Origin of the sequence: Ureibacillus sp. FSL W8-0352, assembly GCF_038004345.1 — a bacterium.
Taxonomy (GTDB): Bacteria; Bacillota; Bacilli; order Bacillales_A; family Planococcaceae; genus Ureibacillus; species Ureibacillus thermosphaericus.
This window is the reverse complement of the sequence record NZ_JBBOQT010000001.1, coordinates 2,343,730-2,359,899: the sequence shown is the minus strand read 5'-3', so window position 1 is coordinate 2,359,899 and position 16,170 is coordinate 2,343,730. Positions and strand designations below refer to the sequence as shown.

The 16,170-nt window shown below is 35.2% G+C and carries 15 protein-coding genes; 11 read left to right on the top strand and 4 right to left on the bottom strand.

Going from position 1 to position 16,170, the window contains the following annotated elements:
• Positions 1 to 96: 96 nt before the first annotated feature.
• Together NST98_RS11925 and NST98_RS11920 are read right to left on the bottom strand one after the other, a co-directional pair.
• Entirely contained in the window at positions 97 to 1,308 is a 1,212-nt protein-coding gene (locus tag NST98_RS11925) for an ornithine--oxo-acid transaminase (RefSeq protein WP_340704785.1), read from the bottom strand.
• Between the two features lie 246 nt (positions 1,309 to 1,554).
• Entirely contained in the window at positions 1,555 to 2,724 is a 1,170-nt protein-coding gene (locus tag NST98_RS11920) for an MFS transporter (RefSeq protein WP_096549886.1), read from the bottom strand.
• Positions 2,725 to 3,723: 999 nt separating this feature from the next.
• Between NST98_RS11920 and menC the strand changes: the two genes are divergently transcribed.
• The 4 genes from menC (at position 3,724) to NST98_RS11900 (ending at position 7,436) form a co-directional block, all read left to right on the top strand.
• The gene (gene menC / locus NST98_RS11915; RefSeq protein ID WP_340715738.1) at positions 3,724 to 4,830 is read left to right on the top strand and encodes an o-succinylbenzoate synthase; all 1,107 of its coding nucleotides are present in this window, start codon (positions 3,724 to 3,726) and stop codon (positions 4,828 to 4,830) included.
• 44 nt (positions 4,831 to 4,874) lie between these two features.
• Positions 4,875 to 5,924, top strand: coding sequence for a YkvI family membrane protein (locus NST98_RS11910; RefSeq protein ID WP_232019886.1), 1,050 nt, complete (start codon positions 4,875 to 4,877; stop codon positions 5,922 to 5,924).
• A gap of 96 nt (positions 5,925 to 6,020) precedes the next feature.
• Positions 6,021 to 6,785 carry a VCBS repeat-containing protein gene (locus NST98_RS11905; protein WP_340715205.1) on the top strand — a complete coding sequence of 255 codons (765 nt, stop codon included), beginning with the start codon at positions 6,021 to 6,023 and terminating at the stop codon, positions 6,783 to 6,785.
• Between the two features lie 507 nt (positions 6,786 to 7,292).
• Positions 7,293 to 7,436, top strand: a complete 144-nt coding sequence (locus tag NST98_RS11900; protein WP_340715204.1) for a hypothetical protein — start codon at positions 7,293 to 7,295, stop codon at positions 7,434 to 7,436.
• A 138-nt stretch (positions 7,437 to 7,574) separates the two neighbouring features.
• Here the strand turns inward: NST98_RS11900 and NST98_RS11895 are convergent, their stop codons facing one another.
• Entirely contained in the window at positions 7,575 to 8,345 is a 771-nt protein-coding gene (locus NST98_RS11895) for a serine/threonine protein kinase (protein ID WP_096549882.1), read from the bottom strand.
• Positions 8,346 to 8,411: 66 nt separating this feature from the next.
• Here NST98_RS11895 and NST98_RS11890 point away from each other — a divergent pair, with 66 nt between their 5' ends.
• The 7 genes from NST98_RS11890 (at position 8,412) to NST98_RS11860 (ending at position 15,379) form a co-directional block, all read left to right on the top strand.
• Positions 8,412 to 8,597, top strand: a complete 186-nt coding sequence (locus tag NST98_RS11890; protein WP_340715203.1) for a hypothetical protein — start codon at positions 8,412 to 8,414, stop codon at positions 8,595 to 8,597.
• A gap of 214 nt (positions 8,598 to 8,811) precedes the next feature.
• A complete protein-coding gene (locus NST98_RS11885; protein ID WP_340715202.1) occupies positions 8,812 to 10,404 on the top strand; it encodes an S-layer homology domain-containing protein in 1,593 nt (530 codons plus the stop codon).
• A gap of 369 nt (positions 10,405 to 10,773) precedes the next feature.
• Positions 10,774 to 11,385, top strand: a complete 612-nt coding sequence (locus NST98_RS11880; protein ID WP_340715201.1) for a hypothetical protein — start codon at positions 10,774 to 10,776, stop codon at positions 11,383 to 11,385.
• 189 nt (positions 11,386 to 11,574) lie between these two features.
• Complete coding sequence (locus NST98_RS11875) at positions 11,575 to 12,072, top strand: DinB family protein (RefSeq protein WP_016837614.1); 498 nt, start codon at positions 11,575 to 11,577, stop codon at positions 12,070 to 12,072.
• Between the two features lie 344 nt (positions 12,073 to 12,416).
• Complete coding sequence (locus NST98_RS11870; RefSeq protein WP_096549880.1) at positions 12,417 to 13,166, top strand: hypothetical protein; 750 nt, start codon at positions 12,417 to 12,419, stop codon at positions 13,164 to 13,166.
• A gap of 142 nt (positions 13,167 to 13,308) precedes the next feature.
• Positions 13,309 to 14,664, top strand: a complete 1,356-nt coding sequence (locus tag NST98_RS11865) for an IS1096 element passenger TnpR family protein (protein ID WP_340715200.1) — start codon at positions 13,309 to 13,311, stop codon at positions 14,662 to 14,664.
• 571 nt (positions 14,665 to 15,235) lie between these two features.
• Positions 15,236 to 15,379 (top strand): hypothetical protein, encoded by a 144-nt coding sequence (locus tag NST98_RS11860; protein ID WP_340714232.1) that lies wholly within the window; start codon positions 15,236 to 15,238, stop codon positions 15,377 to 15,379.
• 65 nt (positions 15,380 to 15,444) lie between these two features.
• On the opposite strand, the gene NST98_RS11855 is transcribed toward NST98_RS11860, so the two are convergent.
• Positions 15,445 to 16,146, bottom strand: a complete 702-nt coding sequence (locus NST98_RS11855; protein WP_340715199.1) for a DUF4097 family beta strand repeat-containing protein — start codon at positions 16,144 to 16,146, stop codon at positions 15,445 to 15,447.
• Positions 16,147 to 16,170 lie beyond the last annotated feature (24 nt).

Genomic DNA, 16,170 nt, shown 5'->3' with positions numbered 1-16,170 from the left:
TGAGAATAAAAAAATCAATAAATAAGGCTGTTTAGAAATTTTAACTTTCTAAACAGCCCATAAATGAATTGCATTTAGTGCATATTATATATTCTCTTAATTTGCACTTTCTGCATTCTCAAGAACTTCTTTAATTCGTTCAAGTGCCCAATCAATTTGTTCTTTCGTAATGATTAATGGTGGGGCAAAGCGAATTACATATTCATGAGTTTCTTTACATAATAGACCTTTTTCCTTTAATTGTTCGCAATATTTGCGAGCAGGTTCATAAAGTTCAACCCCTATGAATAAACCTCTTCCTCGCACTTCCTTAATAATAGGTGATGAAATTTTTAAAAGTTCTTCTTTAAAGTATTGTCCTAGCTCAAGTGAACGTTCCACTAATTTTTCTTCTTCGATGACTTCAAGAGAAGCGATTGAAACAGCACAAGCTAGTGGGTTACCACCAAAAGTAGAACCATGAGAACCAGGATTTAATACCCCTAAAATATCATCGTTTGCCACCACAGCAGAAATTGGCATTACGCCCCCGCCGAGTGCTTTTCCAAGAATATAAACATCCGGCTCAATATTCTCCCACTCGCAAGCGAACATTTTTCCTGTACGGCCAAGTCCAGTTTGTATTTCGTCCGCAATAAACAATACATTATGTTCTTTACAAAGTTTTGCTGCTTCTTTTAAGAATCCTTCAGGAGGTACAATGATCCCTGCTTCTCCTTGAATCGGTTCAAAAATAAAAGCTGCCGTGTTTGGAGTGATAGCATTTTTTAGAGCTTCGATATCTCCATATGGAATTAATTTAATTCCTGGAATTAACGGTCCAAAACCGCGTTGATATTCTTTCTCAGATGAAAGAGAGACAGGAATCATAGTGCGGCCATGGAAGTTTCCATTGCAACCGATGATTTCAGCTTTATTTTCTTCAACGCCTTTCACATCATAAGCCCAACGGCGAGCAACTTTAATCGCTGATTCCACAGCTTCTGCACCAGTATTCATTGGTAAAACCATGTTTTTTCCGGTGATATTACATACTTTTTCATACCATGGACCAAGTTGGTCGTTATGGAATGCACGAGAAGTTAAAGTAACTCGATCTGCTTGATCCTTTAATGCTTGAATAATTTTTGGATGACGGTGACCTTGGTTTAGAGCCGAATAAGCAGATAGCATATCCATATATTCTTTACCTTCTGGATCTTTTACCCATACTCCTTCTGCTTCACTAATCACAATTGGTAGTGGGTGGTAGTTATGAGCACCAAGCTTTTCTGTAATTTCTATAATTTCTTTTGTTGTTTTAACCATTGAAAAATCCCCCTTAATGTACTGAAGCATAAAAAAATTGTGTTTTTTAGCAAAATTGCTTATAAATTCATTATATATGATAGATGTGATTTTTTAATCGAAAGAATTTAAATTATCAATACTATTATAATAATTTGCTCTTTTTATTAGGCATTAGCGTTCGATTGAAACTTTTTTCCAAAGACTTATGGAGGGTAAAAATAGAAGGTTATCCAGAAACTGTGTTAAACTGGATAACCATTTTGATTAATGATAAGAATTCAGTTGGTTTTTCCAAAACATTGCAATGATAATACTTAAAATTAATATGATTGTTGCAAAGTAGTATGGATAATTATAATTCATATCAAATAAGATACCACCAATGATAGGGCCAAAGATATTTCCGATGCTTGTAAACATGGAATTCATGCCGCCTACAAAACCTTGTTCATTTCCTGCAATTTTTGAAAGATAGGATGTAATTCCTGGACGAATTAAATCAAAGCCTACAAAGACAATCCAACAAGTTAACATGATTGTCCAGTAAGAATTTACAATTGTCATAACGAACACTAATAGGCCTGACATAATTAAACTAATTCGAACAACGTTAATTTCTCCGAACCGCTTTGTTAATGCATCAAATAATAAAATTTGCACAACTGCTCCAACAATACCACCGCCTGTAACGATTATGGCGATATCTTTTGGTGTAAATCCAAATTTATGATCAATAAATAGGCTAAATAATGACTCGAAGGAAGCTAAACTGAATGTCGATAGGAAAATAATAATAAATGAAATAAGATACATTGGAATAAAAATTCGTTTCCAACCAACTTTTTCATCTTTGAACACTTTCGGATGCTCTCTACGTTCAGGCTCCTTCAAAATAAAAATGGAGGCAATGGCTACTAATGCTCCCAAAACACTGGCAGCAAAGAATGGTACACGAATTCCAAATTCCGCTAAAAATCCGCCTATACCTGGCCCTACAATAAATCCGGTATTAATCGCGGCAGACATAAATCCAAGGGCTTTCGGACGTTCGCTTTCAGATGTGATATCCGCAATATATGCAGTAATCGCAGGCATGATGCATGCGCCACTAATTCCACCTAAAATTCTTGATAGGAAAAGAATCTCAAGGCTCTTAGCAATACCAAATAACAACTCTGAAAAACTAAATAAAAAAAGACCGATGATAATCATTATTTTCCGGCCGTATTGATCCGTCCATTTTCCTGTAATGGGAGAAGCGATTAGTTGAGCTAATGCAAAAGCAGCTACCATGTTTCCTACTACGGTGCCGCTTAAGGATAATTCATTCATTAATGAAGGCAAGACAGGGATAACTAGGCTAATACCAACAAAGGTAATAAAAATATTTCCAAGTAATAGAGCAAAGGCAACTTTTTGAGATTTTGATTGCATAAATATCCCCTTTGAATTTTTTATCTATAAAATTATTTTTAAATAGCAGTAGTGATATTGTAACGGTACATTTACAGAAATTGAAAGTGCAAAAAGGTCTATTCCTATTTAAACCTTTACGAAAGACTGAGTCAAGGAAACACAAATGTTTCAGAATACTTACATAAAATAGTAAAAGGGAAAAAGACATGACAAAAAAAGGATGGCTACTTGCCATCCATGAATGATAATGGGATTTGTGGAAGAAATGTGTGCTCACTCACCACTCGCCGTCGTATAAGGGGTGTACAATGGTTACTGGGAATGCAAATTCGGAGAGACGTTCCCAACTAAATAAATGGAGGTAACAATGATCAAGCTATAAACTCCACCCTCATGCCAACCTAAGAAGTTAGGATACAATATGCGTCCAAACCATTCCTGTTGTGAAGGGATCTATTCACCATCGACTTAACTTTACAGATCCTTTTCAATGAAACAAATTCAGGCTCTTATTTTTACATCGTTATATAGGGAGTTCAAATTGATTTACTGCAGAGGGCTGTATTTGTTCATTTTCACAATACAGGAAATGGGTATCCTTGATTTATCCAATTCAAAGTTTGTTACATCAAATTGAAAAGGATAATTGTTGCCGTACATTTATATTCATAGGGTAATTTACTTCCCATTACAATAATTAAATTTCTCACCTCCTTTTGTTTTCATCATATTCATTTAATAGTTTATATGAAGGGACAATTAGCCAATCTTTTGATAATAATAAACAATTATAGCGAGAAAAATTAGAGATAAAAGTCTATTATTGAACTAAACTTTTTTCTTTACTTCACTCTTAAGAAAAACTACAACTATTTTCGGTTTCTCAAGTAGTAAAGAATTTTTATGGATTTAATAGTCCCTATTTAAATTATTATTCAGAGATAATGTGATGAGAAAATACTTTTTAATGAATTTGTATAAACGAAATACATATGTATTAATAAGGGAGAATTAATGATGAGAATTCATAAAGTCATTGTTCGTTATGTAAAAATGCCAATGAAAAATCCATTTACAACAAGCTTTGGCACGTTACATGATAAATCTTTTTTATTGTTGGAAGTTTACACAGATGAAGGAATTGTTGGATTTGGTGAATGCGTTGCTTTCGAAGCGCCGTGGTATAGTGAAGAAACCGTAAAAACTTGTTGGCATATGCTAGAAGATTTTCTGATTCCAATGATTTTACAAAAGAACATCCATCATCCAAATGATGTAAGTAAAATGTTTGCAGGCATACGGAAAAACAAAATGGCCATTGCATCGATTGAAGGGGCAATTTGGGATATTTACGCACAACAGTCTAATCAATCTTTAGCAAAAATCCTTGGAGGAAATAAAGAAAAAATAGATGTAGGAGTGAGTCTCGGTATTCAATCGACAATCGAAAAGCAAATTGAAGTGGTCGGGAAGTACATTATAGAAGGATATAAAAGAATTAAAGTCAAAATAAAGCCTGGATGGGATGTGGAAGTCATCAAAAAGCTGCGGGAAGCATTCCCAAATGTTCCGATGATGGCAGATGCGAATTCAGCATATACTTTAAGCGATATCGACTTATTAAAACAGTTGGATGAGTATAATTTGATGATGATTGAACAGCCGTTAGCTTATGACGATATTGTGGATCATGCGACACTTCAAAAGCATTTGAAGACACCTATATGTTTAGATGAAAGTATTATATCCCTTGAAGATGCACGAAAGGCAATTGAATTGGGGAGTTGTGGTGTTATAAATATCAAAATTGGACGAGTTGGAGGTTTGTCTGAAGCAATCAAAATTCATGATTATTGCCAATCAAAGGGCATACCGGTTTGGTGTGGTGGAATGCTCGAGGCAGGAATTGGCCGAGCACATAATATCGCTTTAACATCATTATCAAATTTTGTTTTACCTGGAGATACTGCAGGGTCAAGCCATTATTTTGAGGAAGATATCATAAATCCCGAAGTTGTAGTGAAAGATGGAACTATCCAAGTGCCGCAAACTGTTGGAATTGGGTACGAGCCTAATCGAAAGATTATTGATAAATATACAGTTTCCTCGAATGTTTACAATTGAATACGAGCATTCCAAACGATTATTGAGTTAGAGAAATGGGGGAAATGGTGAGAAATAGTTTAAAAATCGGGGGAGCATTTGTCGGTTTAATGATTGGGGGAGGCTTCGCATCTGGACAAGAGATATTCCAATTTTTTATCTCCTACGGTTGGTATGGACTGTTTGGGGTTTTCGTTGCTAGTGTACTATTTTCTTTTTTAGGAATGAATATAGCAACATTAGGATATTCTTTGAAAACAACATCCCATAAAGAAGTCGTGCTTTTTATTGCAGGTTCAACATTCGGCTCGATCATCGATTGTCTCATAACGGTGTTTTCTTTTTGTATTACGGTTGCTATGTTTGCAGGGGCAGCGAGTGCTTTTGAAGTGCTATTTGGAATAAATGGTTTTATTGGTAGTTTCTTTATGATGATATTCACAATTTTCACACTGATGCTCAATGTAGAAAAAATTATAAGTATACTTGCCCTAGCAATCCCCTATTTAATCATCGTGATTTTCATACTAGTGATTGCTTCAATTTTAACGATGGATGGTAGTTTCAATGAACATGTGGAAATGGCAAATCAATTATCAACAGGACATTGGCTATTAGCAGCACTTTTATATGTTTCGTATAATTTAGCGGTAGGGTTGCCAATGCTTGCGGTAATGGGGAGTACTGTGAACAGTAGAAGAGAGGCAGGAATGGGTGGAATTATTGGTGGATTATTAATGGGCATGTTGATTCTATTAGTTTATGTGGCGCTAATGGCAAAAATGGATGTGATTTTTGGGAAGCCGATGCCAACATTAGTGATTGCCTTAAATATACATCCAATTATTGGTGTGCTGATGGCTATTACTTTAATTATAATGATTTATAGTACAGCAGTCGGTGTACTTTATTCTTTTGTCATTCGATTTGTATCACCAAAGTCCAAAACGTATAAATATTTTCTCATTGTTTCCGCCTTCATTGCATTTTTTGCAAGCTTTATCGGGTTTACTACCATTGTGAAAACTGTGTATTCCATTATGGGATATTTTGGGTTTATCGTAATAATCATCACTTGTTGGATGTGGCTAAAAAGAAAAGGGAGCTTAACCTGAGGCAATTCTCAGGTTTTTTTATTTATGAAAGAACCAATCACTCATTATTCACATATATAATGGGGTAACGGTATTTTACTCGTTAGGAGGAACAACATGTATCCATATTGGCAACCACATCAGTTTGACATCTTGCCTAGCTTAATGCCCCCCTTTGACCAATCAAAAGGCCCCTCTGTAGTAGCTTATCAATTGAGTGACGTTACCGGTGATGGAGTGCTTGATGGAATTTTTCTGATAGCCTCAAAACTCGACGATAGTCCTTATTTAAGCAATATGAGTCTAGTTGTTCAAAATGGTTTCACCCATGAAATATCCGTATATCATTTAAAAGATGTAGCAGGATATAATCCAACGATTTGGACGGGAGATTTAACTGGTGATCAGGTAAATGATATTCTGGTAACTGTTCAATCCGGTGGAAGCGGAGCGATAGTCTTTGCTTACGTATTTTCGTTTTTACATGGCAAGTTAGGGAAAATTTTTGATTCTATTAAGTTTAATGAAGAACGGCAGTATGAAGTAAACTATAAAGACAATGCAGAAGTAATGGTAACGAGCAGGAATCCTAACATACGTTATCTATTAAATATTCGTTATAAAGGAAAAGAGTATTTACATGAAATATATGATTCCAATGGAAAGCTAAAGGAACCTATTCAAGGTTGGGTAGATTCTGCTAGTGGGATATATCCAATTGATCTAACGGGGGATGGGAAGTATTCATTATTAACAATGGAAAAAATCGCCGGGAGATATCATGCAGATGGTTTAGGATACGTTGAGAACGTTTTAAATTGGAATGGACGGGAATTTGAAGCGGTGAGTCAACATGTTGCAATTAATGGAGCAAGTTTCTAATATATTTTCTGCAAATAAGTTAAAATGGTTTTGAATATAGTCAACGATTAATAAGTCGCTTCTTCAATGAAGCGACTTAATTTTTGTGCGCCCGGCATGTACATGAACTATAGGGTGTAAGTCCCGAACCCCGAAGACAGAAGTAGAGGTTAGCCAAGAGCAAGGGTGTCCGTGGTGACGCGGAATCTGAAGGAAGCTGGAGGCAAAACACCGGTCCGAGGAACACGAACCTCATATAAGGCTAGGTATGATTGAGTGAGTTTGCGAAACAAAACAAAGCTCTTTCTGTCGAAGGTCATATCGAGTAAATGAGGCGGATAGATGGTGTGAAAGTGCATGTACTTACCCGGGGAGGTCTGGCGGATAGGTGAAGTTCGCTTCATAACCTACTTAGTGATAAGTAGCTGAACCGTCAGAAGTCAGCAGAGGTCATAGTATTAGTTGGTTTAGAACTACTAAGAAGGACCGAACAATTAAGAGAGAATAGCCCTTGGCATTCAGTGAGTCATGATGAACACAGAAAACATAGTACCTCACTTGAGGAAGGAAGCGGTGAATCCCGTGGGAGACCTCTTGGAGGGTGGAGTGACCACTGGCATAAAGAGAACAGCTATTCACGGAAGTTATGAAAACTTGCGTCAATTATCTTAATTGAACCGCCGTATACGGAACCGTACGTACGGTGGTGTGAGAGGACGGGAGCTAATCACTCCCTCCTACTCGATTCGATTTCTCTTAAAAAAATAATAGCCTACTGTTGAAATAAATACTTGTAAAAATTGGCTATTATTAGACTTTAGGGATGCAATGTAATGCTTCCTCTGCGCTTGAGAAAGGTGGCCGGATTAATAGTAAACGTTCAATATAGTTTTTTACTTCTTCAGGTAATTGTAATTCTTCTTGCCAACTTCTCTCTTTACTTTCTGTAGGAGTATAGGATGAGTAAAGTAAAAAGAGTAGAAAATGACCGAGAAAATAAAGATCACTACAATGATTTGCAGCCTTTTTTGGATTTTTAACTTCCTCAATCTTTTGCTTCGGGTTTAAATAAGTAGCTAATCCAAAATCAATAATAGAGAGCTTTCCTTGATGGACTAATACGTTAGGGATTCTTAAGTCGCGGTGCACAATACCTTTATGATGAATTTGGACGACCATTTCTAGAAGTATTTTTAAAATATGAAGGGATTCAGGTAAAGAATAAACATTACCTTCTTCAAAGATTGTTTGCTCAAAAGTGCGGCCTTCCATATAATCCATCACGAAAAAAGGGATATTTTCAACTTCATTTTCAACAATGACGGAAGGGACAAAGGGAAAATTCAATTCTTTAAGAATTTGGATTTCCTTTTGAAATCTTTGACGTAATTTCTTAGAATGTCGATATTTCGTTATTAGACGTTTCAGGACATATTTTTTTCCGGTCCGCTTTTCTATGATTAAATATGCTATACCATAAGTACCAGTACCAAGTACCTCAGAAAAACAATAATTTGTCTTTTCATCTATATACCTTTTAAATATTCGATGGTACTTGTTTTCAAGAAAATATCGAATCATCGTTTAACTGCTGAAGAAACTTCTTGAACTGAAGAAGCTACCGGAACGAAAAATACCACTGCTTTTATGTCCACGTTTGTAATAATGATGTCCGTAAAAGTTATGCCTTTTTGTGAATTTTCTATAGTTGGAAGAAGAATGACGTTTTCCCCCCATGATGGACTTGAAAAATTTATCGATCATGCTAAACTTCCTCCTTTTCAAAAAGCCTTTTTTGAATATGTACGAATTATCAATAAAGAAGTTTCATAAAAAACGATTCGACGACAGGAGTCAACATATTATTTATCACCCATTAGGTAGAATTAAAGAAAAACTTAAAAAATTTTGAAACCATTTTGATAGAATCTTCGTATCTATAAACGGGTCACATAAATTGGTAACAAAGTATAAGGGTTTCCAGTGGAGGGATATGTTACAATTATTGTAAATGTGGCTAACTATTATGTGTCGGAGGAGGAGAAAAATGAAGAAAACAAGATTCTTTTCTATTTTACTAGCAATTGTTTTATTGTTAGCGGTCCCGTTTGGGAGTGCAGGTGCAGCTGGCTTTACAGATGTAAGTGGTAAACATTGGGCTTCATACGAAATCAACCGCTTAGTAAGCAAAGGGGTTATTAAAGGGTATGAAGACAATTCGTTCAAACCAAATCAAACTATAACACGTGCTCAAGCTGCAGTTATATTATCAAGAGTATTAAAACTTGATACAAGCAAAGATCCAAAGATTGTATATAAGGATGTTTCAAAAGATTATTATGCATATGACGCTATTGCTGCTGTAACAAACGCTGATATTATGAAAGGGTCTAATGGTGAATTCAGACCGAATGATGATGTTACTCGTGCACAGATGGCGATTATTTTAACAAATGCCTTCAAATTAAAAGGTAATGGAACAACATCTTTTAAAGATGTAGCGAAAGATTTCTATGCATATGAAGCAATTGATGCGCTGTATGCAAATGAAATTACAACGGGTAATGAACAAAATGCCTTCAATCCAAATCAACCTACGACACGTGCTCACTTTGCAGTATTCTTATCAAGAGTATTGGATAAACAATATGCAAATGATCCAATTGTACAAGAACTAAAAGAAATTTATCAAAAAGAATTTGAATTGAATTCTTATGAATTTGAAGGAACAATGAATTACGGTTTTGAATTCCCTACAATTGAGGGAGCAACTGAAGAAGCAACTGCAATCTTTGATATGTTTAAAGATATTCATGTCGATTTCAAAGGGGTTTATCAAAAAGACCCATTACAACTTGAAATGGATATGACATTTAAACTAAACGGACCGTTCCCAATTGGTGATATTAAACTGCCAGTTGTGATGACTGCTGATAAAATGTGGATTCAAATTCCTGAACTGCCATTTGCCCCAACTCCAGAAGAGTATAAAGGTAAATTTATTGAAATGGATTTTGCTGAGCTTTCAGAAGTAACTGGACAACCTGCTCCTGTAATGGATATAGAATTACAGCAAAAACTTAATGAAGAATTGTTCGATCTCTTCTTTGATCACTTCGGTGGGGAGTATTATGAAGAAGTATCTAAAGATGCAATTCAAGTACCAGAAGGTATTGAAGTAGACAAAGTAATTAAATTTGAAATGACGAATGATGAATTAACGCCTTTCATTCAAAAACTATTTAATAAAATTTTACCTGAATTCGTTGCATTATTGGAAAACCCAGAATACGCCAAAGCACTTGGTGTTACTTCCGAAGATATCGAGATGTTAAAACAATCACTGGAAGCTGCAGAATTAGATATTAAAGATATTGTTGGTGAAATTAATAATTACGTGATATTAAATGAATTGAAAGAATATATTGCTGTACATCCAGAAAAATATATTGGCTATGATGTGTTAAATTTTGATATAGACTTTACAATGGAAGGCGAAACATTCGGATTAAAAATAAACTATAAAATGGGTAAATCGAATGTAAATGAAAAACCAAACTTTGTGATTGGTATACCAGATGCGACAAAGATTATTAAGTTTGAAGATTTAATTAACTTCGAAGGGGTCATTGAAGATTAATTTCTAATAATTTAGTACGAGTCTTTTAGTGTCCATTTTGCCGCACAGTGCATGTTAAGTGTCCTGTGCGGTTTTTATTCAGAATGAGAAGTGATGAAATAGAAACATTTAAGTTAATTCGAAACAGAAAAATAAAATAAATGTGAAAAGTAGCTAAGTAATACTTTAATAAAAATGATTTTTTTGTTATTATACCAATAAAACATATAAAACAACTTGGTATACTTTGGTTGTTAATATTCAACAAAAGGTGTTTTTAGGATACAAACACATCTTTTTCTCCTCTTTCAATGAAGATGAATATATGCCTATGTAGCGTTGAAATAGCTACATACATTGAAATTAGCTTGAAGAAAAGGGGGAAAAAGCGTGTATCCTTTTTTTAACGACAATGATAATAATAATCAATTTGATTTTGATGATGATGTAACGCGTAGAGGGTTTCAAGGCCAGCCATCAAGGTTCCCAGGTATGCCAGGAGGATTCCCTGGTGCACCAGGGGGAGGCCAAGGCGCACCGGGAGGATTCCCAGGTACACCAGGAGGATTCCCAGGTACACCAGGAGGATTCCCAGGTACACCAGGTGGATTCCCAGGCGCACCGGGAGGATTTCCAGGTACACCAGGAGGATTCCCAGGTACACCAGGAGGATTCCCGGGTGCACCAGGGGGATTCCCAGGTACACCAGGAAGACCACCTGGAGGACAAATGACTCCACCTGCAGCTCCGCCTCCAAGTTTCACACCTCAACTTAGCTCATTCCAAGGAACAGCTGAATTTGGTCGTCGCAGTGGAGGACGAGGAATTGGGAGATGTTTGTTCCGCAATACTTTTATTTGGTTAACGAATGGTAATAGCTTCTGGTTCTATCCGATGTTTGCTTTCGGTAACTCAATTATTGGTTTCCGTTGGAGAGGAAATCGAGGTTGGGTTTACGATGTATTAAATCGTCAACGTATTGCATTCTTCCAATGTTATTAATTTAATGATATACAATATTGAATTTCAATGGATATGCCTATGTTTGAAGTGAGCGGTTTTTCGCGTCACTTTAACATAGGCCGTTAACTCTAAAAATAGTTCTACTCCGTTCATTATAAAAAGAATAAGTAGTTCTTTTTTTTATTTTGAAAGAATAATAATTAGAAAGAATGAAGGAGGGTAGCAAGAGTGGAAAAAATACAGAAAACCCGTGAAAAGCTTTTGCAAAGTGTTCGTTCCTTGTCTAATGAACAATTAAATGCAGTACCTGAAGAAGGGAAATGGTCAATAGCTCAAGTGTTAGAGCATTTATATTTAATGGAAATGAATACGGTAGATGGAATATTGGAAACGCTATCAAAAGATGAATACAATCCAACTGAAGAAAAACCCCTTTACCATATATTAGATCGTACGGTGAAACGAGTAGCGCCAGATGATTTAACACCTTCAGAGAAATTTCAAACATTAGAAGAGCTTATACAAAAATTAGAAAAATCTAGAGAAGCATTGTTGCAAAGTATTGAAGGTGTTAGTGAAGAAGATTTAGAGCAAAAATCTTTTATTCATAGAAGGTACGGGCTATTATCAATACGACAGTGGGTATCATTAATTGGCTATCATGAAGAGCGTCATTTGCAACAGATTGAAGAAATAAAAGGGACGTTATTAAAGAAGGTTAATTAATGAAACACCTTCGATTATCGTAGGTATAATCGAAGGTGTTTTTAGATTTTAGGAAGAAGTAATATGCTTGTTGTCGAAACTGAAATGTTAACTTGAAAAAACTGTTTCTCCTCTACTGCTTATGTTTCTTCCACTATTTCTCGTTTTATCCTCGTTTAAATTTGCATGATTACCACAACAATAAACTAGTAACATCTTATTAATGTGATTCTCAATTCTAGAGTAAATATCCCAAACATAGAATAATTTTTTTCTAAATGAATATATATACTATAAAGTTGTGTCCATTTTATTACGAAAAAGGAAATTTTTATAACAACATATAAAAGGGGGGAGGGCTTGAGTTGCCTATGGTGGAAATGGGATTTTCCATACTTATTTTGTTCATCCTTTCACAAGCTTTTATATATATGCAAACAAAACGTAGAGAAAAATCAAGAGAATATAAAGAAATTGCTCAACATTTCGTCCTGCCATATTTAAATGAAGTGTTATTATTTATCGAGTTAAAAACTGATCATCGCAAAGAAACAGGTGTACCGATGATTGAAATTAGTTCAGATGAAGTCGTAGGTAAAATACAGGAAAAGATTAGTTATGGAAATGCGAAGTTAATGAATGCGCTTTATCGTTACTTTAATTCGGCAGCGTATTTTGAAGGTCGAGGAGAGGCAAAAAATCTAGCGACTTATGAGGTGTTCTATCATTATTTAGATCACGCTTATAATTCGATTGAAAAAAGCGAATTCAAAGACGAGCAATTATTAAATAACATATTAAAATGCCAAAAAATTTATGGAATTGCTTTCGTTTTGACTTCCATTTTAGGCAATGATGAATCGTTAAAAATACTTTCGTATAAATGGCTTTGGAGTCATCACTTTTTAAATAAAATTCCACTGCATTTATTAGAAGATTTAATTCATAACTATAATAATTCAAAAACAGAAGAGCATAAGTTGTTAAAGTTTTTAAGCATTATAAAGCAAGATTTCCATGAGTCACCAGAGATCGATCGATTCCATGAATTAAAAAATTATTTGGAAGAAGCTTTCATAATTGTAGAAAAGCGATGGTTAAATTATAGTAGCTAGTATTAGCTACTTTTTTTATTCATATTTTACTTTTAGTTTCATATAAAAAATGATAACTTCTATTTTTGTGAAGTTATTTATATATAATTATAAAGGGTTTAAGCGAGTCATCACTAATTTATTTAGAAAGTAAGGTGAAACAATGAGAGCTTATATTTTAAAATTGACATTCGAAGGAATTAAACCAGAAGTTTGGCGAAAGGTGATTATACCGGTTGGAGCAACCTTTAATCGACTGCACGAAACGATACAGTACGTAACAAATTTTAAAAGCTATATGGAACCCTATCATCATTTTTGCTTCCCTTTGGAAGATGTTATGATCACAAATAATGAAGAATTAATTGAACAGAAAGAATTGAACGGAAAAAAGGTAAAGCAACCTAGCCGCATTAAAATTGATCAATATATCGAGAAGAACGGTAAAATTCTTTATCAATATGATTTCGGGGATAATTGGGAAATCACCATAACGTTAGAAGATACCGTAGATGATTATTATTTTGGCTATCCGACTTTGCTAGACGGCGGAGGTATGGCGCCACCAGAAGATGTTGGGGGACCAGTTGGATATATGAATTTTTTAGAAATTATTCATGACCCAACTCATCCACAATATACTTCAACTCGAGAATGGGCTGAATCGGTCGGATATAAACCATTAAATATAGACCATATTAATTCTCTTTTAAAACATGTGAAATTCAAAAAGACAGAATGGGAACATATTCATCATGAAAATTATTTAATTATATCTGACAAATATAGGGGTTCTGAAGTTATCGATTCAGAAAAAGTAGCGAATAAAGAATTAATTTATGACTATATTGTAAGTTGTACGAACTTATATGGAATTGTTCCAAATTATAAAGTAATACACATTTACAATTTACAAAACAAGCCAAAAATTACGAGTAAAGAACTACAAGCGATTACAACGGATTCAAAATATAAAAAACTACTTGAAGAAGCCAATGTCGTTGTAAAATTAGATCGGTTTATTCATAAAACCCTTGAAGAGAACAATATTACGGAAAAATTGGAACAACTTGTGGTTGGAAAGCCATTTTACATTCCTGAAAAAGAAGAATTACTACGCTATAAAAATGAAATCTATTATGAAGAAACGAAGTATCATCGAGAACTTGCGAAAATACTAGAAAGAGTTGAAGGGCTAGAAAGTAGATTGATTCAAGAGTTAGTGGATGATCTTGCATGGAAAATCAAGGCGATGAATTATAAATTTAATATCATCATGAGGGAATTTTTAAATCAATTTGTGTTTGAAAATGTCAGTCAGGTTAACGAAATAACAAGGGTGATTTTTTCCATTGCAAATACTACAAGACTTTGGGACAATCGTGGGTATACTCCAAAGGAATTAACAGATCTTTCAAAACCAAAACATACGAAAGTAGTAGTTGGTACTAAAATTGGCCGCAACGATCCATGCCATTGCGGAAGCGGGAAAAAATATAAAAAATGTTGTGGTAGGTAATTAAAAAAACCAAGGTGATCAGCCAAGATCTCTTAGAGATTTGTTTCACCTTGGTTTTTATTTTATTTAATTTCAACGCTACCGCTAGATACTTCTAAATCGATATTGTATTGTCCAGTTCCATGAGTGCCTCGTAAACGATTTTTTTCGTGCGCCCGGCATGTACATGAACTATAGGGTGTAAGTCCCGAACCCCGAAGACAGAAGTAGAGGTTAGCCAAGAGCAAGGGTGTCCGTGGTGACGCGGAATCTGAAGGAAGCTGGAGGCAAAACACCGGTCCGAGGAACACGAACCTCATATAAGGCTAGGTATGATTGAGTGAGTTTGCGAAACAAAACAAAGCTCTTTCTGTCGAAGGTCATATCGAGTAAATGAGGCGGATAGATGGTGTGAAAGTGCATGTACTTACCCGGGGAGGTCTGGCGGATAGGTGAAGTTCGCTTCATAACCTACTTAGTGATAAGTAGCTGAACCGTCAGAAGTCAGCAGAGGTCATAGTATTAGTTGGTTTAGAACTACTAAGAAGGACCGAACAATTAAGAGAGAATAGCCCTTGGCATTCAGTGAGTCATGATGAACACAGAAAACATAGTACCTCACTTGAGGAAGGAAGCGGTGAATCCCGTGGGAGTCCTCTTGGAGGGTGGAGTGACCACTGGCATAAAGAGAACAGCTATTCACGGAAGTTATGAAAACTTGCGTCAATTATCTTAATTGAACCGCCGTATACGGAACCGTACGTACGGTGGTGTGAGAGGACGGGAGCTAATCACTCCCTCCTACTCGATTCTCACTTCATTATTTAAAGGAAAACGATTATGAATGTTTCCGCTTGAAATTTCGCCAGATAATGTAAAGTCACTATCATCTGGTAAATCGAGTGCAATATGGCCAGAACTTACTTCTGCATCTATATCACCTATTAAATCATCTACTTGAATGGAAATATTTCCGGATGAAACATCAATCTCCAATTGGCCTGTCACATGTTTTATATTCACATTCCCAGAATTAACATCCAATTCAGCTTTATTTGCTTGTAACGAATCGATGCGAATGTTTCCTGATCTTACATCCATTTTGAATTCATGGAGTTCCATGTCTTTTGATAATTCAAAGTTAATGTTTCCAGAACGAACATCAAATTCTAAATCACGATTATAGCTTTCAGGGATTGTAATAATAAGCTCTGTTCGACCCCCGAAATTGAAAAATTCATACCACCTGCGATCATATTCTATTTCAATCGTATCGTCTTTTTTAGAAAGGGATATTTTGCCTTTACCTTTTAATTTCGCTTCAACATAATCTTGATTTTTAGTAAGTATTGTTGCATTTGCTCCTGCAAGATCTAACTCGATTGTATCAATTTCATTTGTAACTTCCGCTCTATAATCTTTTGAAAAGTAAGAAAAGTGACCAATACTAATTAAACTAATAAGCAATAACATAACGACGATGGCTAAAAGTATTTTCTTCACAGAAAACCTCCTAAATATTTTTGT

Bases quoted from the DNA above. Each gene is read 5' to 3' on its own strand.
- NST98_RS11925 (WP_340704785.1), bottom strand. From the start codon at position 1,308: ATGGTTAAAACAACAAAAGAAATTATAGAAATTACAGAAAAGCTTGGT.
- NST98_RS11920 (WP_096549886.1), bottom strand. From the start codon at position 2,724: ATGCAATCAAAATCTCAAAAAGTTGCCTTTGCTCTATTACTTGGAAAT.
- menC (WP_340715738.1), top strand. From the start codon at position 3,724: ATGAGAATTCATAAAGTCATTGTTCGTTATGTAAAAATGCCAATGAAA.
- NST98_RS11910 (WP_232019886.1), top strand. From the start codon at position 4,875: ATGGTGAGAAATAGTTTAAAAATCGGGGGAGCATTTGTCGGTTTAATG.
- NST98_RS11905 (WP_340715205.1), top strand. From the start codon at position 6,021: ATGTATCCATATTGGCAACCACATCAGTTTGACATCTTGCCTAGCTTA.
- NST98_RS11900 (WP_340715204.1), top strand. From the start codon at position 7,293: ATGATGAACACAGAAAACATAGTACCTCACTTGAGGAAGGAAGCGGTG.
- NST98_RS11895 (WP_096549882.1), bottom strand. From the start codon at position 8,345: ATGATTCGATATTTTCTTGAAAACAAGTACCATCGAATATTTAAAAGG.
- NST98_RS11890 (WP_340715203.1), top strand. From the start codon at position 8,412: ATGTCCACGTTTGTAATAATGATGTCCGTAAAAGTTATGCCTTTTTGT.
- NST98_RS11885 (WP_340715202.1), top strand. From the start codon at position 8,812: ATGAAGAAAACAAGATTCTTTTCTATTTTACTAGCAATTGTTTTATTG.
- NST98_RS11865 (WP_340715200.1), top strand. From the start codon at position 13,309: ATGAGAGCTTATATTTTAAAATTGACATTCGAAGGAATTAAACCAGAA.
- NST98_RS11860 (WP_340714232.1), top strand. From the start codon at position 15,236: ATGATGAACACAGAAAACATAGTACCTCACTTGAGGAAGGAAGCGGTG.